The sequence below is a fragment of the Rhodococcus sp. 06-470-2 genome (genome assembly GCF_002258235.1).
Classification (GTDB): Bacteria; Actinomycetota; Actinomycetes; order Mycobacteriales; family Mycobacteriaceae; genus Rhodococcoides.
Window position 1 is genome coordinate 70,410 of record NZ_NOYB01000011.1, and the last position, 23,919, is coordinate 94,328.

24 protein-coding genes are annotated in these 23,919 nt (G+C 65.0%); 10 read left to right on the plus strand and 14 right to left on the minus strand.

From position 1 onward, the window contains the following. The 4 genes from CH276_RS07230 to CH276_RS07245 all read right to left on the minus strand — a co-directional run bounded on the left by CH276_RS07230 (position 1) and on the right by CH276_RS07245 (position 3,114). A complete protein-coding gene (locus CH276_RS07230; RefSeq protein WP_094631164.1) occupies positions 1–498 on the minus strand; it encodes a hypothetical protein in 498 nt (165 codons plus the stop codon). Then, complete coding sequence (locus tag CH276_RS07235; RefSeq protein ID WP_094631277.1) at positions 495–1,742, minus strand: molybdopterin-dependent oxidoreductase; 1,248 nt, start codon at positions 1,740–1,742, stop codon at positions 495–497. The genes CH276_RS07230 and CH276_RS07235 overlap by 4 nt, the downstream gene beginning before the upstream one ends. Before the next feature lie 101 nt (positions 1,743–1,843). Further along, positions 1,844–2,446 (minus strand): TetR/AcrR family transcriptional regulator, encoded by a 603-nt coding sequence (locus CH276_RS07240; protein ID WP_176459145.1) that lies wholly within the window; start codon positions 2,444–2,446, stop codon positions 1,844–1,846. Next, a complete protein-coding gene (locus CH276_RS07245) occupies positions 2,443–3,114 on the minus strand; it encodes a methyltransferase domain-containing protein (RefSeq protein WP_254924294.1) in 672 nt (223 codons plus the stop codon). Before CH276_RS07245 ends, CH276_RS07240 begins: the two co-directional genes overlap by 4 nt. A gap of 131 nt (positions 3,115–3,245) precedes the next feature. Here CH276_RS07245 and CH276_RS07250 point away from each other — a divergent pair, with 131 nt between their 5' ends. Then, positions 3,246–3,644, plus strand: coding sequence for a hypothetical protein (locus tag CH276_RS07250; protein ID WP_094631166.1), 399 nt, complete (start codon positions 3,246–3,248; stop codon positions 3,642–3,644). 38 nt (positions 3,645–3,682) lie between these two features. Here CH276_RS07250 and CH276_RS07255 read toward each other — a convergent pair whose 3' ends face one another. From CH276_RS07255 to CH276_RS07280, 6 genes are all read right to left on the minus strand, one after another. After that, a complete protein-coding gene (locus tag CH276_RS07255) occupies positions 3,683–5,167 on the minus strand; it encodes a carboxyl transferase domain-containing protein (protein ID WP_094631167.1) in 1,485 nt (494 codons plus the stop codon). Between the two features lie 24 nt (positions 5,168–5,191). Beyond that, a complete protein-coding gene (locus CH276_RS07260; protein WP_094631168.1) occupies positions 5,192–6,391 on the minus strand; it encodes an ABC transporter permease in 1,200 nt (399 codons plus the stop codon). Continuing rightward, a complete protein-coding gene (locus CH276_RS07265) occupies positions 6,388–7,281 on the minus strand; it encodes an ABC transporter ATP-binding protein (protein ID WP_094631169.1) in 894 nt (297 codons plus the stop codon). The genes CH276_RS07260 and CH276_RS07265 overlap by 4 nt, the downstream gene beginning before the upstream one ends. A gap of 16 nt (positions 7,282–7,297) precedes the next feature. Beyond that, on the minus strand, positions 7,298–7,852 hold the full coding sequence (locus CH276_RS07270; RefSeq protein ID WP_094631170.1) for a hypothetical protein: 555 nt from the start codon (positions 7,850–7,852) through the stop codon (positions 7,298–7,300). Beyond that, entirely contained in the window at positions 7,849–8,121 is a 273-nt protein-coding gene (locus CH276_RS07275) for a helix-turn-helix transcriptional regulator (RefSeq protein ID WP_032372936.1), read from the minus strand. Before CH276_RS07275 ends, CH276_RS07270 begins: the two co-directional genes overlap by 4 nt. Positions 8,122–8,185: 64 nt before the next feature. Beyond that, on the minus strand, positions 8,186–8,641 hold the full coding sequence (locus CH276_RS07280) for a MarR family winged helix-turn-helix transcriptional regulator (RefSeq protein ID WP_094631171.1): 456 nt from the start codon (positions 8,639–8,641) through the stop codon (positions 8,186–8,188). 81 nt (positions 8,642–8,722) lie between these two features. On the opposite strand from CH276_RS07280, the gene CH276_RS07285 reads away from it, so the two are divergent. Then, on the plus strand, positions 8,723–9,553 hold the full coding sequence (locus CH276_RS07285) for an alpha/beta fold hydrolase (protein ID WP_094631172.1): 831 nt from the start codon (positions 8,723–8,725) through the stop codon (positions 9,551–9,553). 61 nt (positions 9,554–9,614) lie between these two features. Here CH276_RS07285 and CH276_RS07290 read toward each other — a convergent pair whose 3' ends face one another. Continuing rightward, positions 9,615–11,246 (minus strand): ABC-F family ATP-binding cassette domain-containing protein, encoded by a 1,632-nt coding sequence (locus CH276_RS07290; RefSeq protein ID WP_094631173.1) that lies wholly within the window; start codon positions 11,244–11,246, stop codon positions 9,615–9,617. 59 nt (positions 11,247–11,305) lie between these two features. On the opposite strand from CH276_RS07290, the gene CH276_RS07295 reads away from it, so the two are divergent. Then, positions 11,306–12,154: an aldo/keto reductase gene (locus CH276_RS07295; RefSeq protein ID WP_094631279.1), complete on the plus strand. Its 849-nt coding sequence runs from the start codon at positions 11,306–11,308 to the stop codon at positions 12,152–12,154. Positions 12,155–12,250: 96 nt separating this feature from the next. After that, complete coding sequence (locus CH276_RS07300; RefSeq protein WP_094631174.1) at positions 12,251–13,078, plus strand: uroporphyrinogen-III synthase; 828 nt, start codon at positions 12,251–12,253, stop codon at positions 13,076–13,078. Positions 13,079–13,082: 4 nt separating this feature from the next. Here CH276_RS07300 and CH276_RS07305 read toward each other — a convergent pair whose 3' ends face one another. Further along, the gene (locus CH276_RS07305) at positions 13,083–14,150 is read right to left on the minus strand and encodes an NAD(P)-binding domain-containing protein (protein WP_094631175.1); all 1,068 of its coding nucleotides are present in this window, start codon (positions 14,148–14,150) and stop codon (positions 13,083–13,085) included. Between the two features lie 62 nt (positions 14,151–14,212). On the opposite strand from CH276_RS07305, the gene CH276_RS07310 reads away from it, so the two are divergent. The 3 genes from CH276_RS07310 to CH276_RS07320 all read left to right on the plus strand — a co-directional run bounded on the left by CH276_RS07310 (position 14,213) and on the right by CH276_RS07320 (position 17,141). Continuing rightward, on the plus strand, positions 14,213–14,944 hold the full coding sequence (locus CH276_RS07310) for an enoyl-CoA hydratase (protein WP_094631176.1): 732 nt from the start codon (positions 14,213–14,215) through the stop codon (positions 14,942–14,944). Then, positions 14,941–16,275 carry an ammonium transporter gene (locus CH276_RS07315; RefSeq protein WP_094631177.1) on the plus strand — a complete coding sequence of 445 codons (1,335 nt, stop codon included), beginning with the start codon at positions 14,941–14,943 and terminating at the stop codon, positions 16,273–16,275. Before CH276_RS07310 ends, CH276_RS07315 begins: the two co-directional genes overlap by 4 nt. Positions 16,276–16,466: 191 nt before the next feature. Beyond that, the gene (locus tag CH276_RS07320; RefSeq protein WP_094631178.1) at positions 16,467–17,141 is read left to right on the plus strand and encodes a hypothetical protein; all 675 of its coding nucleotides are present in this window, start codon (positions 16,467–16,469) and stop codon (positions 17,139–17,141) included. A gap of 68 nt (positions 17,142–17,209) precedes the next feature. On the opposite strand, the gene CH276_RS07325 is transcribed toward CH276_RS07320, so the two are convergent. Beyond that, on the minus strand, positions 17,210–18,157 hold the full coding sequence (locus tag CH276_RS07325; protein WP_094631179.1) for an alpha/beta fold hydrolase: 948 nt from the start codon (positions 18,155–18,157) through the stop codon (positions 17,210–17,212). Positions 18,158–18,353: 196 nt separating this feature from the next. Between CH276_RS07325 and shbA the strand changes: the two genes are divergently transcribed. Both shbA and CH276_RS07335 read left to right on the plus strand, forming a co-directional pair. Further along, positions 18,354–18,935, plus strand: a complete 582-nt coding sequence (gene shbA, locus CH276_RS07330) for an RNA polymerase sigma factor ShbA (RefSeq protein ID WP_094631180.1) — start codon at positions 18,354–18,356, stop codon at positions 18,933–18,935. Between the two features lie 114 nt (positions 18,936–19,049). Continuing rightward, positions 19,050–20,696, plus strand: coding sequence for a purine-cytosine permease family protein (locus tag CH276_RS07335; protein WP_045196556.1), 1,647 nt, complete (start codon positions 19,050–19,052; stop codon positions 20,694–20,696). Between the two features lie 70 nt (positions 20,697–20,766). On the opposite strand, the gene htpG is transcribed toward CH276_RS07335, so the two are convergent. Next, a complete protein-coding gene (gene htpG, locus CH276_RS07340; protein WP_094631181.1) occupies positions 20,767–22,692 on the minus strand; it encodes a molecular chaperone HtpG in 1,926 nt (641 codons plus the stop codon). Positions 22,693–22,777: 85 nt separating this feature from the next. On the opposite strand from htpG, the gene CH276_RS07345 reads away from it, so the two are divergent. Continuing rightward, on the plus strand, positions 22,778–23,902 hold the full coding sequence (locus CH276_RS07345) for an MBL fold metallo-hydrolase (RefSeq protein WP_371828372.1): 1,125 nt from the start codon (positions 22,778–22,780) through the stop codon (positions 23,900–23,902). The last annotated feature ends 17 nt before the right edge of the window (positions 23,903–23,919 follow it).

Sequence of the window (23,919 nt, forward strand, 5' to 3'; positions counted from 1 at the left end):
CTAGTTGGGCGCGTGCTGCCGTTTCGGGTTATCGCCAACGGGGCGGGTGCGTAGCCTCCGAAGTACTTCGCGGCCGCCGTAGAACGCCGCGCTGGCCGCGAACATCCCCGCGACCAGCAACAGCCATCGCATCGCGTACGGCTCCTGGGTCTGACCCGTGGCGGCCTCGTATGTCTCGCTTCCGTGCGCGAAGATCCCCGGTGCGAACAGCAACAGGCTCAGTCCCGCTCCGAGCGCAGGAATGCGTACCGCGTTGACGAACCTGCCCAGTCGAGCAACCAGAGTTCTGTCGAGTACCGCGTACAACGGGAACAGGATCGCATCGTGCACCACGGCCGCGCCGACGAACCACAGTCCGATGGACTGCCACCACGTGTCGGTGTTCCACAGGGCCGGAAAGCCGATCGTCAGGACCACCGCTCCGGACAGGGCGAGACAGAAGGCCGTGACCGCGAGATGCACGGGGCCTGCGCCGTACCTCGCCCGAAACGTACTCATGCTCCCTCCCCGAAGAATTCGACTGATTCGATCCATTTGGTGGCATGCACTCCGGGTATTGCCGGCATCATGATCCGAGCAGGATAGCCGTGATCGAGGGACAGGTCGGCCCCGTTGACCTTCAGTGCGAGAAGCGAATCGGGATGCATCATCTGATGTCCTCCGAAGGTGACGCGATTGAACGAACCGACGGGTTCGAGCGACCGCACCTCACCGGTATCGGCAGAATCGATGCCCACGAGCGCCGCCAGATCGCGCAGTGGAACACCGGTCCACGTCTGTACCGTCGACCAGCCTTCGACACAGGAGATCGGGAGTTCGACGGTATGCAGGTCCATCTGCTCGAGTTGAGCTCGAGCGAGTACTACGGCGGTACCGCCGGCCGATACGGTCAGCCGCCACGAATCTCCAGTCTGCGCATCGGTGACGCCCGCGGATCGTGCAGTGCGATTGATCTGGAAGTCGTTGGGACCGTCGCCGTACGAACGCCCTCGGGGAAGCAGGAGCGCTGCCCCGCGCAGTGGCCCGCCTGTCGTCTGCCCGACACTCAGCACGGCGACGAACAATGCGCTGCCGCCCACGAGGCTGAGGGCACCGCGGCGGCTGATCGTCGCCGGAGCGGGATCGGTTGCAGCAAGGCCTGATTCGTCGTCGGCGTCGGGCACCGTGTCGGCCACCCTGATGCGCATCAGCTCGAGGAACGGGCGGGTTCGCAGCGCGGTCACCATGGTCGGAAACTTCAACACCACATGGGCGACGAAGCCGGCGACGAACACCCAGGCTCCCCAGTAGTGCGCGGTGTAGAAGCTGAATCCGAAGATGTAGTCGTACTGAATGTTCAGCACACCGGTGATGATCTCGAAGAGTATGCCACCGACCAACGCCAGTAACGACACTCGTTCCAGCAGATGCGCCACGCTGCGAATCGGGGGCATCTCGATCAGCTTCGGAATCACCGACCACAGCTTGGCCAGCACGATCGGCACCATGACCAGACCGAGTCCCACGTGCAGGCCCTGGGTGAGCCGGTAGAGCCAGGCAGGTTCGGTCGGCCAGTCGAACGACGGTATCCGTAACCATCCGACGTCGCCGGGCATGGCCTGGCCGAACTGAGGACCGTATGCGGCCCAGGAAAAGAATCCGGTGATCGTCACGATCGGCAGGACGACGAGCAGGACGGATGCGAGGACCGACGTGAACCAGACGCCGCGGATCGGGCTTCGGAACGTGGGAATTCGTTGCATGCTGGTTCCCGTCTGCAAGATTGTACCCAGTAGTACAAATCAATGAGTCGAGGTTAGCGCACCGGGAGTCCTTTCGCCAGGGTGCGTCCAGGCGTCGCTTCTCAGGTCGCGCGTCGACGCAATGCGGCGACCGCTGCGTTCAGCGTGTCGCGCAGTGGTTGCACATCGCCCGCGATGCGGGCGATCAGCATGCCCCCCTGCAGTGAGGCGATCAAGGTGGCGGCAGCGGCGGCCGGATCGGTCGCGACGTCGAGTTCGCCCCGGTCGATCATGCGACGAAGTCCCTGCTCGAGAGGTTGCTCCCAGCGCCGGAACGCGGCGTGCAGGGCGGGAACGAACGCCGCGTCGTTCTTCAGTTCTGCAGCGAGTGAACCGAGGGGGCACGAGAACGGACCACCTGGTTGTTCGTGATTTCGCACGATCTCGGCGGCCCAGGCGTCGATGTCGTCGAGGCTGTCGATGTGGGCCAGGCGTGGCTGAGCGGCGAGCACGCGCTCGAGTTGACGTGTGATGACGGCCTCGACCAGGTCCGACTTGTCGGAAAAGTAGTGGTAGAGCTGCGACTTCCCGGTCTCCGATGCGGCGAGAACGTCGTCGAGAGTGGTTCCCGCGACGCCGTGGTCGTACATCATCGATGCTGCGGCGTCGACGATCGCAGCTCTGGTTCGTCTGCCTTTGGCCGTTCTCGGCAGCTCCTTGCTCACGGGCCCTCGGCTCCTCGGTCGATGCTGTGAACAGCGAGTTCGATGAACACTCGGCCGTTCGATTCGATGGTTCGGCGGACCCGAAGCCCTGCAGCCACCGCCAGCGAGTACAGCGCACCCGCGCCGACACTGGCCCACGTGAACCACTCGCCCACCGAGTCGCCGGTCTCCCATCGAACCATTCGGTTCCGATCGTCCAGATCGGGGGTCGGCTCGACTTCGACGATGGCTGTTCCGCTCTCGTGCAGCAGTCTTCGTACGGTCGTCAACAGCGCGGCAGGATCGCCTCCGATACCGATGTTGCCGTCCGCGAGCAGTACGTGGGACCACTGCCCGGCCCTGGGGAGTGCTGAGAAGATGTCCTGTTCCACGGCGAACCCACCGCGGTGATTCGTCATCTCCACGGCGACCGAGGACGTGTCTACCCCCAGTGCGGGAACGCCGGCACGGGTCAGTGCCTCGGTCAACCGCCCTGGCCCACAGCCGAGATCGAGGGTGGGGCCGGTGCAGAACGCAATGGAGGCCTCGTCGGCCCGGATGTCGTCGACCGTCGAATGGGCTCCACCCATCCAGCGTGCGATCGGCAGTTCGGTGCGTCGACCGTCGTAGTCGGAGATCCACGAGGGTAGGCCTGCGCGGCCGCGGCGATAGACGTCGTCTGCAATCACCCGATCGAATGTACCAGTGAGTACAGTCAGCGGCATCGCGGGACGAAAGCGCGTCAAATTTCCCGTGGGTGCCGTCAAGATTGCGTCAACACCTCTGTTCGACGCCACCGCGCGGCGTGAGACTTCCTCTCATGACACTTCTCGACATGCTTCCGTCCCTCGGTGCCGCATATGTTTCGCGGTGCGATCCAACGCTCTGGCCTGCAGATACGCATTGCGTCTGCGGCCGCATCACCGTCGACGGCGTTGCGCTGGAGGATCTTGCGGACGCGCAGGGCACTCCGGTGCAGTGGGGTTCGATTCTGGTGACTCGGGTGCGTTCGGTGATTGCCGGCGAGGTGGGCGTCGACGCCGAGTTCGCGGATCTGCGCCAGGCCGTGGTGGTCAACCGGCATTCGGTGGGTCCGGTGGTCAAGGTCGATGTGCACGGTCCGGGTCGACGCTGTGTCGGTCCGGCGGAGCTTCCCGCCGACCTGCGTGCGGGTGACGTATTGGCGCTCGTGACCTCGCAGGTGCACGAAACTTCGTAGCCTGCTACGAACTTCTGCTCACAAGTGGCGAAGCCGCGTCAGCCCAGCGTGCGGTAGCGGGCGAGTCTGGTCCGAGTGCGGGTGGTGGAATCGACGGTGGACAACGTGCGCAGTTCTCGAACGATGGCATCGGCGACTCGGGCGGAAAAGGCGGCCGGTTCGTCGGCGGCGTCGGGGAGTTCGGGGACGATGGCGTCGACGATGCCGTCGCGCAGCAGATCGACCGAGCGGATGCCCTGCGCCTCGGCCATGTCCGGGGCGTGAGCGGTGTCCCGGTGCACGATGGCGCTGGCGCCCTCGGGCGGAAGCGGTGCGAGCCAGGCATTCTGGGCACACAGCACGCGATCGGCAGGCAGAAGTGCGAGCGCTCCGCCGCCGGTGCCCTGGCCGAGCAGCACCGACACCGTCGGGGTATCGACGGTCACCAGGTCGGAGATCGAGCGGGCTATCTCGGGTGCCAGGCCGCCTTCCTCGGCTTCCTTGGAGAGGGCAGCGCCGAACGTGTCGATCACCAGCACCAGCGGGATGCGTAGTTCCTCGGCCAGGCGCATGCCGCGTCGTGCCTCACGTAGTGCCGCAGGACCCATCGTGGCGGTGGCGGTGCTGCTGCTCCGGTCGTTGCCGAACAGGACGCAGGAGGTTCCTCGTATTCGGCACAGTGACAACAGAATCGAGGTGTCGGCCTCGCCCTGTCCGGTGCCGCTGAGTGGAACGTGTTCGCTGGCAGTGTGTTCGATGAGTTGCCGAATACCCGGCCGGTCGGTGCGGCGGGACGACTGCACCGAATGCCACGCCGAAGTCTCGGGGATGTCCACCGATTCCTCTCCGGCATCCTCGGGCCACACGGCGGCGTCGACGATCACTCGAAGCGCGCGGATCAACAAGTGGCGCAGGTCAACCACCGGCACCACACCGTCGATGACGCCGTGCTGGTAGAGGTTCTCGGCGGTCTGGACGCCGTCGGGAAATGGCTTGTCGTACAACGCCTGATAGACGCGGGGCCCGAGGAACCCGATCAGTGCGCCGGGCTCGGCCACGGTGACGTGAGCAAGCGACCCCCAGGATGCGAACACGCCTCCGGTCGTCGGATTGCGGAGGTAGACCAGGTATGGCAGGTGCGCTGCCTTGTGCGCGGTGACGGCCGAGGCGATCTTGACCATCTGCACGAAGGCGAGTGTGCCTTCCTGCATTCGGGTGCCGCCCGAGGTGGGGGAGGCGATCAGGGGCAGCCTCTCGGCCGTTGCGCGTTCGATAGCGGAGGTGATGCGCTCGGCCGCGGCAACGCCGATCGATCCGGCGAGAAAAGCGAACTCGCACGCAATGATCACCACGCGGCGGCCGTCGATGGTGCCCTCGCCGGTAACAACCGATTCGTCGACGCCGCTCTTCTCCCGAGCTCTCGCCAGGTCCCGAAGATAGGACTCCCCAGGATGGACGTCCACCGGCGCGGAGTCCCAGGACGCGAACGATCCGCCGTCGAGAACGGAGTCGAGAATCTCGGCGGCGGATGTCCGTTGGCTCATATCGGGGAGCCTACGCAGCGAACCCTAGCGAGCAAACGCTTCCTTCCACGAGACGGTCTTGCCGATCCGAAGAATGGAACGCTGGTAGATCTTCGCCGCACCCATGGCCAGGATCGCGGTGGTGACCACCATCAGAACCGCCGAGCCGACGATCTGCACCGGCGAGGTCACGCCCGCTGCAATTCGCAGAGGCATCATGATCGCGGAGAACGGCGGGATCCAGCTCAGCGTGTTGGCCAGGGTGCTCTCCGGATCGCTGACGGAGTAGAAGGCCGCGAAGAACATCGCCATGATCAGGATCAACAGCGGCATGGTCGTCGAGTTGACGTCCTCCTGCCGCGAGACCATCGACCCGCCCGCAGCGTAGAGCACCGCGAAGAATGCGAACCCGAGAACGAACCACGCGAGGGTTGCGGCGAAGACGCTCACCGCAGCACCCGTGACCGTGAGGACGCCCGTACCCAATCCTGCACCGACACCCGCTATTCCGTAGAGAGCAAGCTGCACGATGCCGACCGCGCCGATACCGAGGATCTTTCCCCACAGCAACTGCAGGGGGCGGACGGTGGAGAGCAGCAGTTCCACCACCCGAGAAGACTTCTCCTCGACGACGCCCATCGCGACGTACATGCCGAAGCCGATGATCTGGGCATAGAGCAGAAACACTGCCGACAGGGCAAGTGCGGTCCGCTGACCTGCCTCGGGATCCGGGGGATCGATGGCGTCGACGGTGACCGTTGCGGCGCTTGTCGCTGCTCCGAGCTCGTTCTGATCGACACCCTGTTGCGCCAGTGCAGTATTGGTGGCTTGCGTTGCAACACTGCCTTCGACGACGGCGCGCAACGTTCCGGTCAGGTCGGACTCGGTGACGGCGGTGTACGCACCGTCGGTTCCGTCCGGAACCAACGCCACGTCGAGATCCCCGGATTCGACGCCGCTGCGTGCGGCCGCCGCGTCGGCGATCTCACGGACCTCGACCGGTGACCCGACGGCGTCGCCGGTTGCTTCGACTACGGCCGCGATGGACTGGTCTCCGGCGATGCCGACGACGTCGCGCTCCTCGTCACCACTGCCGGAGAAGATCGAGAACGCGACGATACCGCCGACGATGACGGCCAGGATGATCGCGTTGCTGATGACGAAGCTCTTCTTCATCACCTGAACGGTGAACTCGCGCTTGGCTATCAAGGACACAGCGCTGAAGGAGTTCAGTTGGGAGCTCATGCCACTACCGCCTCTCGGAACAGGTCGCTCAGGGAAGGTTTCTGGATGGAGAAGTCGTGTACCGGACCGGTCGCCAGTGCCGCCCGCAGGATCTGCTGGTCGTCGGCCCCGGGTGCCAAGCCCAGGACGGTGACGCCGTCGCTGTGGCCGAGGGTGCTCACTCCGGTGATGCCCGACGCCCATCCGGGTGCGGCGTTCGGTGCGTGGACGCGTAGCTGCGAATCTCCCGACCCGCGTAGCTCGTCGACGGTGCCGACGGCCTTCATCGAGCCCGCGGCGATGATGCCGACGCGATCGCACAGGCGTTGCACCAGATCGAGCTGGTGGCTCGAGAACACCACCGGCACTCCAGCAGCTGCTTTTTCGCGCAGTACCTCACTCATGACGTCGACAGCGATCGGGTCGAGGCCGGAGAACGGCTCGTCCAGCACGAGCACCGCGGGGTCGTGCACCAGCGCGGCCGCCAACTGCACGCGCTGCTGGTTACCCAGGCTCAATGCGTCGACGGTGTCGTTGACGCGCTGGTCGATGCCGAGTCGTTCGGTCCAGCGGATCACCGCGGCCTTGGCGTCCTTGGACGACAGGCCGTGCAGCTCGGCCATGTAGGCCAACTGCGGGCCCACCTTCATCTTGGGATAGAGGCCGCGCTCCTCGGGCATGTAGCCGATGGTGCGGCGGACGTCGAGGTCGACGGGCTTGCCGCCCAACAGAACCTGGCCGGAATCTGCCGACAACACGCCCAATGCGATGCGCATCGTGGTGGTCTTGCCTGCGCCGTTGCTGCCGACGAAGCCGAACAGTTCGCCCGGCCGGACGTCGAAGCTGAGGTTGTCGAGGGCGATCTTGTCGCCGTATCTCTTGGAGACGGAGTCGATCGTGAGGGTGCTCATGGTGCCCTTTCGGTCGTTACTGCTGGTCGAAATTCGGGATGTCGTCGAGTTCGGGGTCGGGGGTGATCCACGCGAGAATCATTGCTGGAGAGCAGATTCCGGTCATCAGTGCGGCCAGAGTCCAGCCGCCACCTGCGTAGGCGAGCCGGGACATGTCCTCGAACGACACCGAGAGGAAGATGGACGCGAATGCGGCTGCCATCACCAGCGTCTGCGTGACGGTGAGGCCGATGGATCGAGCTTCGTTGCGCTGCTGCACTTCCCATTCGTCCAGTGCTCCGACGGGTGCATCGCCGTGCCGGCCGGAGACAATCTGTAATGCCGTCCAGATCGGAATGAACAGCAGTGCCGCCGGTATCCATCCGAGTGCGAACCACTCGGAGAACAGGCTGCCGATGCTGACGACGAAGAAGGCCAAGAGGAGTACGGCCACAGCTACCACGAGGATCTGGCGTCGACGCTGTGTGCGCCACTTCGGAAGCCAATGGCGAGTCTTGGCGTCGTTCTCCAGGAATCGCCGGGTGCGATAGGCCTGATAGCGGGTGAGGATGTCGGAGCCGGGTGTGGTCATCGATCCTTCTCCCTTCGGAAGAGTTCGGCGGAGAGCGGTCCGAGTTCGGTGCGCGAGAACACCGCTTCGATCGGCAGATCGAAGACGTCGCAGATGCGCATCGCAAGGTCGAGGCTCGGGTAGTGGTCGCCTCGTTCGAGGGCGCCCACTGTCTGGGGGTTCACTTCGACGAGTTCGGCCAGTTGCGCGCGGCTCATCTTTCGTTCTGCCCGCAGAACACCCACCCTGTTGAAGATCGGGAGCGCGGTACCGCGCTTGACGGGGCTCATGACAATGAAGTGTTGTATAAACCCAACGATATGTCAACCAGTAATAACAGTTTTATCGATGTGTCTACTGGCTCTGGTGTTCGCGAGCGGCCACGACCACCGCGTGCATGGTCGTCAGAAAGTCGTCGATCGTTGCCCGCTGTTCGGGTGTGAAACGTGCCAGCTCGTCGACTGCTCGGCCGATGACGGGGCCGAAGAACCTGGTGCCGAGTTCCGACGCGTGAGCGGTCACGCGCAGCAGTACTCGGCGGCGATCGGCTGGGTCTGCTTCGCGTGATACCAAGTCGCGCTTGCTCATTCGATCGACCAGGGCGGTGACGGATGCCGATTCGAGGCCCAGCTGTCCGCCGAGCCAGCCGGGTGTGGCACGCGTTCCGGCCCGGTCGGCATCGAGGAGGCAGATCAGCGCGCGGATGTCTGTCGGGTGAAGTGAGTGCTTCTGGGCGAAGTCTGCGCCGAGGAGATCGAGTTCGACGGTGAGCGCTCGCAACCGATGTACGGCGGCGACAGGTTCGGTCATGTGTCGATCCCTCGGGAGTTGCTGTACGAGTAGTCTCTCTATTGTCTACTATCTCGATCATCGAGAGAATAGAGGGTCGCAATGACGCTGGACGGATTCTTCACCGCCTACGACCGAGTGCTGCAGAAGTGGCCGGCTGATACCCAGGCCATCGACGCGAATACGGTGCACGGCACCACACGGATCAACGCCTGCGGACCCGTCGACGGCCCGCCCCTGGTGCTGCTCCCGGGGGCCGGTGCGACGTCGACCGTGTGGTTCGCCAACGTCGCGGCGTTCTCTCGGCACTATCGGGTGTACGCGGTGGACCTCATGGGCGACGTCGGGCGCAGCGTGCCCGGGGAACGCGCCATCGACTCTGTCGAGGAGCTACTGGGTTGGCTGTCGGCCGTCCTTGATGAGCTGAACTTGCCAACCGCGGCGCTCTGCGGCCATTCCTACGGCGCGATGATCGCGCTGGCGTACGCCCTGCGCAACGACAGCCGCGTCGACGCGCTGACCCTGCTCGATCCCAATGCCTGCTTCGGCTCCATGAGTCCGCGGTACCTGCTGCACGCGATTCCGATTCTGCTTTCTCCCAACGAAAAGCGACAGCGACGCTTCGTAGCGTGGGAGACCGATGGCCAGGCTTTGGATTCCGACTGGCTCGACGTCCTCGCGCTCGGGGCCGCACATTTCCCGACGGCGAAGACCATCGTTCCGCAGCGGCCGAAGCCCGCTGCGTTCGAGGGATTCGATGTGCGCACCACCGTGGTCCTGGCAGGGAAGGGGAAGGTGCACAACGCCGCTCGGATCGAAGAGGCTGTGCATGCCGTTCTGCCGAGTGCGAGGACGGTGATACTCGGCAGCGCCACGCACCACGGGCTACCGATGCATCCCGCCGCCGAGGTGAACGAAATTCTGCTCAGCTGAGGTGAATCGGGTGCAGCTGACCGCGCTCACCGCGGTCGGCTGCACCCGATTTCACTGCGACCTACAGTTCCGACAGCTGCCCGTCGGCCATCGTCCAGTGCCTCGTGCTGCGGACGGTGTCGAGCATTCTGCGGTCGTGCGTCACCAATAGCAGCGTGCCCTCGAAGTTCTCCATCGCGCGTTCCAGTTGTTCGATGGCAGGCAGGTCGAGGTGGTTGGTCGGCTCGTCCAGGACCAGCAGATTGACTCCGCGGGCCTGTAGCAACGCGAGCGCTGCGCGGGTTCGCTCACCGGGCGAGAGCGACGACGCCGGCCGCAGTGCATCGTCGCCGCGCAGGCCGAACTTGGCCAGCAGGGTGCGGACATCGGCGTCCGGCCACTCGGGAACTGCAGCGCTCAAGGCGTCGGACACCGTGCCCTCGCCGACGAAATATGCTCGCGCCTGGTCGATTTCGCCGACCGCGACCCCGGATCCCAAAGAGGCCGTGCCCTCGTCCGGGCTGAGCCTGCCCAGCAGAACCGACAGCAACGTCGTCTTGCCGGATCCGTTGGGCCCGGTGATCAGAATGCGATCGCCCCAGTCGATCTGCGTCGTCACCGGCCCGAATGTGAACCCGGATCGCCGCACTAGTGCACCGCCCAACACCGAGACAACGGTGCCGCTCCGGGGAGCCGCCGCGATCTCCATTCGCAGCTCCCATTCCTTGCGGGGTTCCTCGACCACTTCGAGGCGCTCGATGCGACGTTGTGTCTGACGAGCTTTCGCGGCCTGCTTCTCCGTCGATTCGGCGCGGGTCTTGCGGGCGATCTTGTCGTTGTCGGTGGCCTTGCGTCGCGCATTGCGCACCCCCGACTCCATCCAGTTCCGCTGCATCTGCGCCCGTGACTCCAACGCGGACTTGGTGTCTGCGAACTCGTCGTACTTCTCCCTGGCATGCTGGCGCGCGATTTCCCGCTCCGCCAGATACGACTGGTAGCTGCCGTCGTACACATCGACGCGACGCTGCGCTCGATCGAGCTCGACGACGCCCGTGACTGTGCGTGCCAGAAATTCGCGATCGTGACTGACGACGACGATGGCGGCCCGCGTCGCGACGACGAACTGCTCCAGTTGTTCGAGGCCCGCCAGATCGAGATCGTTGGTGGGCTCGTCGAGCAGCAGGATGTCGTAGCGCGCGAGCAGAATCGCGGCGAGCCCGGCGCGGGCGGCCTGCCCACCCGACAGATCCGTCATGAATGCGCTGCCGTCGACCTCGAGGCCGAGGTCCGCCAGCACCTTTGCTGTTCGCTCCGCCAGATCTGCGCCGCCGAGCGCCAGCCACTTCTCCAGCGCCGGGGTGTAGAGGTCCTCATCACTGGACCCCAACGCCTCGGCGGCCGCGTTCATCGACGATTCGGCCTCGGTCACCCCGGTCCGTCGACCGAGGAAGTCCAGCACCGTCTCCCCGGCGATGCGCTCGGGCTCCTGAGCCAGGTAGCCGACCGTGGCGTCGGGCGGGCTGGTGTGGATCTCACCCTCGTGATCGGCGGTTCCCACCCCCGCGAGCAGCGTCAACAGGGTCGATTTGCCCGCACCGTTGGCCCCGACGAGCCCGATCACGTCACCCTCGGCCACCGTCAGATCGAGGCCGGAGAACAGGGTGCGATCGCCGTGGAAAGCGGCGAGATCATCGATACGAAGCGTTGCGGTCACCGAACAAGTATCTCCGGCGCAATGGGAACAGATTCACCGTGCCGCCCGTTGCCATTCGTATGACGTATTCAGCCGAGACCAGTACTGTCCCGACCATCGTGCTCAACGACGGCACGTCCATTCCCCAGCTGGGGTTCGGTGTGTGGCAGGTGCCCGACGACGGTGCCCAGGCCGCAGTGACCGAGGCACTGAAGGTCGGCTACCGCAGTATCGACACCGCCAAGGTGTACGAGAACGAAACCGGCACCGGTCGGGCCATCGCAGAATCCGGCATCGCCCGTGACGAGCTGTTCGTCACCACCAAGCTGTGGAACGACGATCAGGGCTACGACTCGACGTTGAAGGCGTTCGACGCCAGCATGGATCGCCTCGGACTCGAGTACCTCGACCTGTACCTCATTCACTGGCAGCAGCTCGACCGCGACAAGTACATCGACACCTTCAAGGCATTCCAGAAGCTGAAGGCAGACGGCCGCATCGGATCCATCGGCGTCTCCAACTTCACCATCCCCACCCTGGAGAAGCTGATCGACGCCGTTGGTGAGACCCCGTCGGTCAACCAGATCGAGCTGCATCCGCGGCTGATCCAGGAAGAGCTGCGTGCGTTCCACACCTCGAAGGGCATCGCCACCGAGGCCTGGAGCCCACTGGGATCGGGCACCATCCTCGACGAGCCGGTGTTCGCGACCATCGGTGAGGCACACGGCGTCACCCCGGCCCAGGTCATCCTGCGCTGGCACATCCAGCTCGGCAACGTGGTGATCCCCAAGTCGGTCACTCCGAAGCGCATCGCCGGCAACTTCGACGTGTTCGGCTTCGAGCTCAGCAACGACGAGATTCAGCAGATCAACGCCTTGGACTCCGCAGACGGCCGCACCGGCCCCGACCCGGACAAGTTCAGCAGCTGATGTGAGCGGAACTTCGTAGTGGGCTACGAAGTCCGGAGTGGAGCCCGCGGAACGACCACGGGCACAGCGTGCACATAGGGGGCCTAGTCTGTACCCATGTCCGATTCGCTCGACGGCAGGACCGTTGCCCTCACCGCCGAGCGGCGTGCAGACGAATTGGCCACCATGCTCGAACGCCGCGGCGCGAACATCGTTCACGCCGCGGCGATTCACGTTCTGCCCCTGATCGACGACTCGGAGCTGAAGTCCGCCACCGTGGGCATCGTCGAACGACCGCCGCAGATCGTGGTGATCAGTACCGGCATCGGTTTCCGGGGCTGGCTCGACGCGGCCGCGGATTGGGGTATCCGCGATGATCTCGTTGCTGCTCTTGCACATTCGCGAATCATTGCCCGAGGCCCCAAGGCGCGCGGTGCCATTCGCGGTGCCGGGCTGCGGGACGAGTGGTCCCCGGCCACCGAGGCCTCGCAGGAAGTGTCCGCTCATCTCGCCGCGGAAGGTGTTGCCGGCGTGGACATCGCGGTTCAGCTGCACGGGGTGATCACCGAGTGGGAACCGACGATCCATCTCGATGCCGCACTGAGCGAACTCGGGGCACATGTGCGGCCGGTTCCGGTGTACCGGTGGATCCGCCCTCTCGATCAGGCTCCGCTCCTCGATCTGTTGGGGCAGATCATCGACCGACGCGTGGATGCGGTCACGTTCACCAGCGCCCCGGCGGTGGCCTCGCTTCTCTCGACAGCGAAGGACAACGGCCTGCTCGACGCCTTCCTCGACGCACTTCGCGGCCCTGTCGCCGCGATCTGTGTGGGGCCGGTGACGTCGGCACCGTTGGATGCTTTGGGTGTTCCGACGTCGATGCCGAGCCGGGCGCGGTTGGGCGCGCTGGCGAAGTTCGTGACCGAGCAGCTCGGCTCACCGTGAAAAGTCAGCCCAAGGTGTCGAGCAGCTCCGTCACCGCGGCTCGTCCCGCGCGATTTGCCCCGATCGTGCTTGCGGACGGCCCGTAGCCGAGCAGATGGACGCGATGGTTCGCGGCCACCCGGGTGGTGAGCTTGCCGTCCATGACGATTCCGCCGCCGTGCCCGCGCAGGCGCAGCGGAGCGAGGTGGTCGAGGGCGCTGCGAAAGCCGGTGGCCCACAGGATCACATCGGCGTGCTGACTCGACCCGTCCTCCCACACCACCGAGTCTTCCGTGATGGACGAGAACATGGGCTTTCGATCGAGCGCGCCGCGTTTGCGAGCAGCGGCCAACGACGGCGTCAGCAGGAGCCCGGTCACCGAGACGACCGAGCCGGGTGGCAGGCCGGCCCGCACCCGCTCCTCGACCATGGCGACGGCCTTGCGTCCGGCATCGTGATCGAATTCGACGTCGCGGAACACCGGTGGTCGACGTGTCACCCAGGTCGTCGTGGTGACCTGGGAGATTTCGTCGAGCAGTTGGACGGCCGAGATGCCGCCGCCCACCACGACGACGTGCTTGCCCGTGAACTCGTCGGCGGTCCGGTAATCCTTGGTGTGCAGTTGCCTGCCCGTGAACGTCTCGGCACCGTCGTAGTGCGGAACGAACGGCTTCTCCCACGTCCCGGTCGCGTTGATCAGTCCCTCGGCCATGACGACGGTGTCGCCGGCTTCGACCCGGAATCGGGGTTCTCGGTCGCACACGACGGTCACCGTGACGGGGCGTCGAACATGCAGTTCGAATCGTTCCTCGTACGCGCGGTAGTAGCGGGGGACGGCGTCGGCGGCGCGGATCGTCTCTGCAGGCTCGTCGCCGAGGGTGTCGGCGAAGGCCATACCGGGCAGGTCGTGCACCCCGTTGACGGTGCTCAACGTCAGCGAGGGCCAGCGGAACTGCCACGCGCCACCCGGGCCGGGCGAACGGTCGAGCATCACGAACCCCTCACCGGCGGTCAGTCCCGCGCGATGGAGGTGATAGCCGGCCGAGAGTCCGGCTTGGCCGGCACCGATGACGGCGACCCGAGTGTCGATCATGCAGACCAGTAGATCAGGCCCCGCACTGTCGATTCCTGTACTGGTGGGTAACCTCTGCTGTCGTGATCGGACTTTCTCGTGACGGCGACGTCGTCACCATCGAACTGCAGCGGCCGGATCGACGGAACGCGTTGAACTCCGAGCTGTGCCTGGCGGTGCATCGCGGAGTCGAGCAAGCCGAGCACGACGGCGCGCGGGTCGTGGTCATCACCGGCCAGGGCACCAGCTTCTGCGCGGGCGCGGATCTGACCGGTGATGCGTTTCCCGAGCATTTCGGGCAGATCCTCGAGGAGATGCTGTTCGCCGTCGAGTCTGCGTCCATTCCGGTGGTCGCGGCCATCAACGGCCCGGCCGTGGGGGCAGGCACCCAGTTGGCCATCGCCTGCGATCTGCGGGTCGTCGCGCCGGGCAGCTTCTTCGAGATTCCGTCGACGCGGCTCGGTATCGCGGTGAGCAACTGGACCATCCGACGGCTGGCGGCGCTCGCGGGCGGGGGAGTGGCACGCACGATTCTGCTGGGCGGGGAGCGGGTGCACGCAGATCAGGCGTACACGTGCGGGTTGGCGAACAAACTCGGCGACGTCGATGTGGCCACGGAGTGGGCGCAGTCCATCACCGAGCTCGCTCCGTTGGCGCTCGAGCATCTCAAGCTGGTGTTCAACGACGATGGAGCACACGACGTTCCGACGCCGGAACAGGCCGCGGCGTTCGAGGCGGCGTGGAGCAGCGAGGACATGAGGGAAGCGCGACGGGCACGTACCGAGAAGCGCGCACCGAAGTTCGTGGGCAGGTGATCTTCGGGGCGCCCGACGCGGGCGATACTGCGTGGTTGCTGGCCAGTACTGCGCTGGTGCTGTTGATGACGCCCGGTCTGGCGTTCTTCTACGGCGGCATGGTGCGCTCGAAGAGCGTACTGAACATGATGATGATGAGTCTGTCGGCGATTGCGGTCGTGTGGTTGCTGTGGCTGGCGTTCGGATTCTCGATGGTGTTCGGCGACAACGTGATCGGCGGGTGGATCGGAAACCCGCTGCAGTACGCCGGTTTCGAGGGTCTGCTGGGCGGGGTGTACACCTCGGCCGGGGGAGCAGTGTCGATCCCGTTGGTGGGAACGGTTCCCGCGCTGGTGTTCGCTGCTTTCCAGGCGGGCTTCGCGATGGTGACGGTGGCGTTGATCTCGGGGGCCGTGGCAGACCGTATGCGCTTCGTCCCCTGGGTCCTGTTCGCGGCACTGTGGTCGACCCTGGTCTATTTCCCGGTGGCGCACTGGGTGTTCTCGCTCGACGGGCTCACGAGTGAGTTCGGTGGGTGGATCACCAACAGGCTCGGTGCCATCGACTTCGCCGGCGGCACAGCGGTGGAGATCAACGCCGGTGTGGCCGGGCTCGTGCTCGCCCTCGTGGTCGGTAAACGTCGGGGTTGGCCGCGAGATCCCATGCGCCCGCACAACCTTCCGGCCGTCATGCTCGGTGCCGGGTTGTTGTGGTTCGGTTGGTTCGGGTTCAACGCGGGATCGTCGCTCGCCGCGGACGGTGTCGCCGCAGTGGCTCTGGTGAACACCATGGGTGCCGGAGCGATGTCCATGGCGGCGTGGCTCGTGGTCGAGAAACTGCGGGACGGGCATGCGACCTCCTTCGGCGCTGCCTCGGGCGTCGTGGCCGGACTGGTCGCCATCACACCCTCGTGCGCGGCAGTCACTCCTGTCGGTGCCGCGGCGATCGGGATCGTGTCGGGTGCGCTGTGTGCTCTGGCCATCGGCCTCAAATACCGCTTCGGCTACGACGATTCGCTCGACGTCGTGGGTGTGCACCTCGTCGGCGGCATCGTCGGAACGCTGATGATCGGACTCGTGGCCAGTGCGCAGATGCCGGCGGGCGTGGACGGTCTGTTCTACGGCGGCGGGCTGCATCAGCTGTGGGTGCAGGCGATCGCGGTGGTGGCGGTGTTCGCGTACTGCGCCGTCGTCACCACCGCAATCGCGTTCGCGATCAAGGCGGTCATGGGAGTGCGCGCCGACGCGCAACACGAAGCCGACGGACTCGACGAGCACGAGCACGCCGAGTCCGCCTACGACTTCGGAGTGAGTCACGGCGGCAGCAACAAACCGGGTCTTTTCGGTAAGTAGAGACAACCCGCGCGAGTCGTTTACCAACGGATTGTACTTCGAAAGTCGTTCTGTCCCTTTTGAGTCGATGCGTCGGATCGTTGTTCGGTTCGACCCCGTTCGTTCATCTTCGGTTCGCCTGGCCCGCGTGTTCCACCCATAGTTTTTCGCTGCTCGCATCGAGTGATGGACACGACGAAAGACTGAGGAACATGAAGCTGACTCGATTCGCGGCAACGTCCGCATTGGTCATTGCAGCGATGACGACCGCCATGGGCACCGCCTACGCCGATCCGGCACCGGCCGTTGCCGCTCCGGTCGGTTGGAATGTCACCCAGGCCGGTAGCCAGGTAATCGTCGACACGGCGGCCGGCACCCTGAGCAACGAGGACAACCACCTCGTCGTCCGCGACGCCAATGGTGTTCTGGTGGACTCCGTGCCCCTGGCCATTGCCGCAGACGGGTTCTCGCACCCCGTCGCCGCCGTCATCGACGGAAACCACGCCACCCTGACCGCCGATGTCTCGCCCGCCGCGGCAACCTCGGTCTCCGCAGGCCTCCCCGGCCTGCAGCAGGTCGACCTGCCCGCCGCAGTCTCCGGCGTCAAGGACAACATCAGCCTCTCCGCATCGGTCGGCGGATTCCTCGGAGCTGCAACCGGTCTGGTCACCGGCTGCTTCCTCGGAGCCATCGCTGCGGGCACCGTCTCGGCTCCTGCACTGCTGCTCTTCGGTGCCGCACCGGTTGCCGGATGCGTCGGCGGCGCACTGCTTCTCGGCTCGGGTGCGTCCCTCGCCGGTACCGCCATCGGTGGCCTCGGTGCCATCGCGGGCAACGCAGGTCAGTTCATCCAGCTCCTCAACGCTCCCCCCGCTGCCAAGAAGTAGTTCTCGGTAGTGCTGTGGCCCGCAACGGACTTTCGTCGCGGGCCACAGTCGTCGGGACGTTGTCGGTGCTAGCGGGCCAGCGCCAGGTCTGCCACATGCGCGCGTCGAGCCGCCGTCACGAGTTCGACGACGGCCTCGGCCACCTCGTGTGCTCGTTCGAGAATCACCATGTGCCCGGCCTGCGCGACCCGTACGAGGCGGGCGTCGGGCAGGTGGGCGGCAAGGGTTTCCGAGTGTCGCATCGGGGTCATCAGGTCGTCCGAGCCGCACAGCACCAGCGTGGGAATCGAGGCGAGTGCGGCCAGGCCGGCCACCTCGTCGAGTGCGCAGAAGGCCCCGAGAAACCCCGCCATCGTCACGATGGACGTCTCACCGAGCATCGCCGTCGCCAGCGTCACCACCCGGGGACTCACCTTGCGGGATCCGCATCCGGCCGTCCGCACTATCGGCGCACACACCCCGCGACTGAGCCTCTTGGCACCCGACATCAGTCGAGGGGCGCGTCGAACAGCGGCTCGAAATGCCGACACTGCGGGATGGGCGAGGCAACTGCCGAGTCCGTCGTCGGTGATCCCACCGGCCGACGTCGCGATCAGACCGACCCCGACCAGACGCGAGCCGATCGCCTCGGGGTTCTGACGCGCATAGGACAGCGCTGTCATTCCGCCCATCGAATGCCCGACGACGACGAACGGGCCGGACGGAATCACCGCGCGGATGACGTCTGCCAGATCCTCTCCGAGTCGGTCCATGGTGCAGCTGTCCGGTGCGGCCGCGGTCGACTCTCCGTGACCCCGGTGGTCGTACATCACGATCCGGACGTCGTCTTCCCAGCTGCGCTCCACCTGTCGGCGCAGATCGGTCCACGACTGCATGCGTAGACAGTGCCCGTGCACGAACACCACGGTCAGGGGCGCATCGGGATGGCCGAACTCGCGCACTGCCAGCGCCGTGCCGTCGCCGGCGGCGACAGTACTGCGGCGACCGACCTGATGGGCCTGCTCGCTGGTGATCATGGGCGCTCCGTGGGTCGGGTGGCACGTGCTGCGGGGACGGTGTTGTCCGGTACTTCGCTTCCACGACACGCCGTGTTACCTGAATCACATTTTCTTTCGATGTGGTAGCCGATCGGACCAAGCCGGGTGGGAATCTGCGCCGAAGTACTGGTGAGCGTTCAGGAGAGGACGCGCGTTGCCAGTGAGGAGATCGGCCATGGATTTCGGCATGGACAGGCTCGAGGATGTTGTGCCTCGCGCCGTTGCGGGAGATCGACTCGCTCTCGAACAGGTGCTGGTGCTGATCCAGCCACCGGTTCGGCGCTACTGCGCCGCCCGGATCGGGAATCTCGACGTGGCCGCCGACGATGTGGTGCAGGAGGTCTGCCTCGCACTGGTCACCGCCATTCCCAAGTACCGAGACATGGGCAAGCCGTTCATGGCCTTCGTGTACGGGATCGCCGCTCACAAGCTCGCCGACGCCGGCCGCAAATCGGCTCTGCGACAGTCGTTCTCGATCGACGAGATGCCCGAGGAGCAATCCACCGAAGCCGGGCCGGAGCAACTCGCGCTCGGCGACGAACTGCGTAGCCATACCCAGGCATTGATGGACACCCTGCCGACCAAGTACCGCAAGATCATTCTGATGCGAGTGGTGTGGGGCCTGACGGCACCGCAAACCGGTGAAGCACTGGGGATGACGGCCGGAGCTGTGCGGGTGGCCCAGCATCGGGCGATGAACATGTTGCGCGCCGAGCTGTCGAACTTCTCGCTGCTGGCAGCGCGCGCCGCCGCCTGATTTCCCGGCGCAGCGCACGCATTCGGGTCGGATGTCCGAATCGCCGGATTGAGTAACAGTAGCTACATCAACGCAAGACACCCTGGCAACGTGGCGGTTCTACGTTGTTGATCCATGACCGCCGTACAGCCAGCGCCGACAGACACCGCGCTCAAAGAGACGCTAGAGGACTACACGCTGCGCTTCGCGCCGCGTAGCTACCGTAAATGGGGAACCGGTGTTGTCGCGACGTCCGCGCTCGGCGGAATCGCGTATCTCGCGGACTTCGCCATCGGTGCCAACATCGGAATCTCCTACGGAACCGGCAACGCACTCTGGGGCATCCTGGTGTTCGCGGTCGTCATCTTCCTGACCGGGCTCCCGCTCGCCTACTACGCTGCTCGATACAACATCGACCTCGATCTGATCACCCGTGGAAGCGGATTCGGCTACTACGGATCGGTGGTCACCAACGTCATCTTCGCGACGTTCACCTTCATCTTCTTCGCGCTCGAGGGTTCGATCATGGCGCAGGGACTCGAACTCGGCTTGGGTGTCCCGTTGCCCATCGGGTACGCGGTGTCGACGATCATGGTTATTCCGTTGGTGATCTACGGCATGAAAGCCCTTGCCAAGCTTCAGGTCTGGACCACCCCGCTCTGGTTGGTGCTGATGGTGCTGCCGTTCGTCTACCTGGTGATCAGCAATCCCGATTCGGTCGGGGAGTTCTTCGCCTACGGCGGTCAGGACGGTGCCGACGGCAAGGGCGTCAACATCGGATCGGTGATGCTCGCGGCGGGCGTGTGTCTGTCGTTGATCGCTCAGATCGCCGAGCAGATCGACTACCTGCGGTTCATGCCGCCCAAGACTCCCGAGAACTCCCGACGCTGGTGGACGGCAGTGCTTCTCGCGGGACCGGGCTGGGTCATCTTCGGCGCACTCAAGCAGGTCGTCGGCCTGTTCCTCGCCGTGTACCTCATCGCCAACGTCGTCGACGGTTCGAGCATCGCCAACGAGCCGGTGCACCAGTTCCTCGAGATCTACGAGAACTTCATGCCGGGCTGGCTGGCGATGACCCTCGCGGTGATCCTGGTCGTCATCAGCCAGATCAAGATCAACGTCACCAACGCCTACTCCGGGTCACTGGCGTGGACCAACTCCTACACCCGCCTCACCAAGACGTACCCGGGCCGCATGGTGTTCGTGTTGTTCAACCTCGCCATTGCACTGATCCTGATGGAAGCCAACATGTTCGACTTCCTCAACAGCATTCTCGGCTTCTACGCCAACTGCGGTATCGCGTGGATCGCCGTGGTGGCGTCGGACATCGTGTTCAACAAATACATTCTGGGGCTCTCGCCCAAGGTGCCCGAGTTCCGACGCGGCATGCTCTACAACATCAACCCGGTCGGCTTCGGATCGATGGCGGTATCGGCGATCCTGTCGATTCTGGTGTTCTTCGGCGCATTCGGATCTGCGATCAAACCGTACTCGCCCATCGTGGCTCTCGTTCTCGCACTGGTTCTTCCGCCCATCCTGGCGGTGGCGACCAAGGGCAAGTACTACCTGCGTCGCACCGACGACGGCATCGATCTGCCGATGTTCGACGAGCACGGCAACCCGTCCGACGCGCTCGTGATGTGCCACGTCAGCGGCATGGAATTCGAGCGACCCGACATGATCGCGTCCAACGTGCCGGGGCCGAACGGGGAGAAGCAGTACATCAGTTCACTGTCGCTGAGCACCGACAAGACGGGGGAGCACATCCTGCCCCCGCAGTGAGTGCGGCTGCGCCGCAGTGGTGTGGTTGTGCGCCGCCCAGGGCACATGACCACACCACTGCCGCAGGCACTCAGATCGTGCGGGTCAACCGATCGGCGAGCAGCTTGGAGAATTTCGCCGGGTCCTTGAGCTCGGTGCCTTCGGCCAACAAGGCCGTCGCGTAAAGCAATTCGGCGGTCTCGGCGAGATGCGGATCGTCGCTGCGATCCTCGCGGGCCTTCTTCAATCTCGTCACCAGATCATGGGTGGGGTTGAGTTCGAGGATCCGCTTGGAAGTCGGCACGAACTGGCCCGATGCCTTGTACATCTTCTCGAGCTGCGGGGAGAAGCTGAACTCGTCACCGACGACGCAGGCCGGTGACGTCGTCAGTCGTGTCGACAGACGTACCTCCTTCACGTCCTCGCCGAGGGTCTCGGTGAGCCAGGTCAGCAAGTCTGCGAACTCCTTGTCCTGCTCCTCGCGCTTGGCCTCGGACTCCTTCTTCTCCTCTTCGGTGTCGAGGTCCACCTCGCCCTTCGCGATGGACTGGAACGACTTTCCGTCGAAGTCGGTGACGTTGCCGACCCACACCTCGTCGACCGAATCGGTGAGCAGCAGCACCTCGAGCCCGCGAGCCTTGAACGCCTCCATGTGCGGCGAGCTCTCGATCTGCTGACGCGATTCGCCGGTCATGTAGTAGATCTGCTGCTGGCCGTCCTTCATCCGGTCCACGTACTCGGCGAGGGTGGTCACGCCCTCCTCGGAGTTGGTAGACGCGAACGACGCGATGCCCAACAGGGTTTCGCGGTTGTCGCTGTCGGAGATCAGGCCCTCCTTGAGGACCGTTCCGAACTGCGACCACAGCGTCTTGTACTTGTCGGGCTGCTCGCTCTGCAGCTCCTTGACCGTGGAGAGCACCTTCTTGGTGAGGCGTCGACGGATCGCGCGGATCTGCCGGTCCTGCTGCAGGATTTCGCGAGAGACGTTGAGCGAGAGGTCCGCTGCGTCCACGACACCCTTGACGAAGCGCAGGTACTCGGGCAGCAGTTCCTGCGAGTCGTCCATGATGAACACGCGCTTGACGTACAGGTGCACGCCGGCCTTGCTCTCGCGCATGAACAGGTCGAACGGCGCCTGCGACGGAATGAACAGCAGCGCTTGGTATTCGAACGTGCCCTCGGCCTTGAACGGGATGACCTCGAGCGGCTCGTCCCAGGCGTGGCTGACGTGCTTGTAGAACTCCTTGTACTCCTCCTCGGACACCTCGTCCTTGGAGCGGGTCCACAGCGCCTTCTGCGAGTTGATCGTTTCGGTCTCGATCGTGACGGTGTCCTCGCCGCCTTCCTCTTCGCTCTTGACGCGCTTCTCGACGTCGATGCGAATGGGCCAGGCGATGAAGTCGGAGTACTTCTTGACCAGTTCCTTGATCTTGCGCTCGGACGCGTAATCGTGGAGGTGGTCCTCCTCGTCGGCCGGCTTGAGGGCCAGCGTCACCGAGGAACCCTGCGGGGCGTCGTCGACGTCGGTGATCTCGTAGGTGCCCTCGCCGGTGGACTCCCACTTCGTGGCGGCGGCTTCGCCGGCCTTGCGGGTGAGCAGCGTGACCTTCTCGGCCACCATGAACGTCGAGTAGAAGCCGATGCCGAACTGGCCGATGAGCTCCTCGGAGGCGGCCGCGTCCTTGGCTTCCTTGAGCTTCTTGCGTACCTCGGCGGTGCCCGACTTGGCCAGTGTGCCGATGAGGTCGATGACCTCGGAGCGGGACATACCGATGCCGTTGTCCCGGATGGTGAGGGTACGAGCGGAGGAGTCGATGTCGATCTCGATGTGCAGATCCGAGACGTCGACGTCCAGGTCCTTGTTGCGGTACGACTCCAGGCGCAGCTTGTCCAGCGCGTCCGAGGAGTTCGAGATCAGTTCACGGAGAAAGCTGTCCTTGTTGGAGTAGATGGAGTGCACCATCAGATCCAGGAGCTGACGCGTCTCCGCCTGGAATTCGAGCTGTTCGGTACTCAATGTCTCCCCTTCTAGCAGCAAAACCGACGCGAATAATATACGGCAAGGCTACGGGTGAGCTGCGAAGACGTCGGCGCCGCCTACTCTGGGGACCGTGACGAAGACGAAGTTCGTACTGGGAGCCGCCGCAGCACTGAGCGGTGCATGGTTGGCACGCGCGACGTGGGGGCTGCCGTCGGCGATCGGTGCCAGGCGCGTGCACATCACCCCGTACGCCGCCGGCTCTCCGCGCTACCGCGATCGCCGGTTCCACAACTCCGACCCGAGCTCGAGCTACGTTCCCGGGCGCGGCGAGAAGGGGCAGCAGAACATGTTCGTCTCGCTCGTCACCGAACGTGGCAAGGGCAGGCCCCAGCGCCCGATTCCGCTGGCGCCGCCGATCGCGCCGGTGGACGCGGGCGAACTGGCGGTCACCTGGTACGGCCACTCGAGTGTGCTCATCGAGGTCGACGGTTACCGCGTTCTCGCCGATCCGGTGTGGAGCAACCGCGTGTCCCCGTCCTCGGTGGTGGGGCCGGCACGGCTGCATCCGACGCCGGTCGAGTTGGTCGATCTGCCGCGCGTCGACGCCATCGTGATCTCCCACGATCATTACGACCACCTCGACAAGGCGACGGTGCAGAAGCTGGCGAGCATTCAGTCGGCACCGTTCGTCGTGCCACTGGGAATCGGCGCGCATCTGCGCAAGTGGCGGGTGCCCGAGGCGCGCATCGTCGAACTGGACTGGGACGAGCAGACGAACATCGGCGGCCTCACCGTCACGTGCACAGAGGCTCGGCATTTCTCCGGCCGCGGTCTGACCCGGGACTCGACGCAGTGGGCGTCCTGGGCCTTCGCCGGCCCCGTTCGACGCGTCTTCTTCGGCGGCGACACCGGCTACACACCGAAGTTCGCCGAGATCGGCAGCAACTACGGCCCCTTCGATCTGACGCTGCTGCCCGTCGGGGCCTACGACGTGCGGTGGCCGGACATCCACATGAACCCGGAGGAAGCGGTCACGGCGCACATCGATCTGACGGCGTCGGGCATCTTCGTCCCGATTCACTGGGCCACGTTCAATCTGGCGTTTCATCCGTGGTCGGAGCCGATAGTGCGGCTGCACGCCGCGGCCGAGGACGTCGGAGTGCAGGTGGCGGTGCCGATGCCGGGGCAACGAATAGACGGCACGCGAACGCTGCACGACGATCGTTGGTGGTCTCGGCTGGGCTGACCGAACCCTACTAGGCT

Coding starts and splice junctions, on each gene's coding strand:
- CH276_RS07335 (WP_045196556.1), top strand. CDS start 19,050: ATGACCGCCGTACAGCCAGCGCCGACAGACACCGCGCTCAAAGAGACG.
- CH276_RS07230 (WP_094631164.1), bottom strand. CDS start 498: ATGAGTACGTTTCGGGCGAGGTACGGCGCAGGCCCCGTGCATCTCGCG.
- CH276_RS07250 (WP_094631166.1), top strand. CDS start 3,246: ATGACACTTCTCGACATGCTTCCGTCCCTCGGTGCCGCATATGTTTCG.
- CH276_RS07255 (WP_094631167.1), bottom strand. CDS start 5,167: ATGAGCCAACGGACATCCGCCGCCGAGATTCTCGACTCCGTTCTCGAC.
- CH276_RS07320 (WP_094631178.1), top strand. CDS start 16,467: ATGAAGCTGACTCGATTCGCGGCAACGTCCGCATTGGTCATTGCAGCG.
- CH276_RS07275 (WP_032372936.1), bottom strand. CDS start 8,121: ATGAGCCCCGTCAAGCGCGGTACCGCGCTCCCGATCTTCAACAGGGTG.
- CH276_RS07280 (WP_094631171.1), bottom strand. CDS start 8,641: ATGACCGAACCTGTCGCCGCCGTACATCGGTTGCGAGCGCTCACCGTC.
- CH276_RS07265 (WP_094631169.1), bottom strand. CDS start 7,281: ATGAGCACCCTCACGATCGACTCCGTCTCCAAGAGATACGGCGACAAG.
- shbA (WP_094631180.1), top strand. CDS start 18,354: ATGGATTTCGGCATGGACAGGCTCGAGGATGTTGTGCCTCGCGCCGTT.
- CH276_RS07305 (WP_094631175.1), bottom strand. CDS start 14,150: ATGATCGACACTCGGGTCGCCGTCATCGGTGCCGGCCAAGCCGGACTC.
- CH276_RS07300 (WP_094631174.1), top strand. CDS start 12,251: ATGTCCGATTCGCTCGACGGCAGGACCGTTGCCCTCACCGCCGAGCGG.
- CH276_RS07260 (WP_094631168.1), bottom strand. CDS start 6,391: ATGAGCTCCCAACTGAACTCCTTCAGCGCTGTGTCCTTGATAGCCAAG.
- CH276_RS07285 (WP_094631172.1), top strand. CDS start 8,723: ATGACGCTGGACGGATTCTTCACCGCCTACGACCGAGTGCTGCAGAAG.
- CH276_RS07235 (WP_094631277.1), bottom strand. CDS start 1,742: ATGCAACGAATTCCCACGTTCCGAAGCCCGATCCGCGGCGTCTGGTTC.
- CH276_RS07325 (WP_094631179.1), bottom strand. CDS start 18,157: ATGATCACCAGCGAGCAGGCCCATCAGGTCGGTCGCCGCAGTACTGTC.
- CH276_RS07295 (WP_094631279.1), top strand. CDS start 11,306: ATGACGTATTCAGCCGAGACCAGTACTGTCCCGACCATCGTGCTCAAC.
- CH276_RS07270 (WP_094631170.1), bottom strand. CDS start 7,852: ATGACCACACCCGGCTCCGACATCCTCACCCGCTATCAGGCCTATCGC.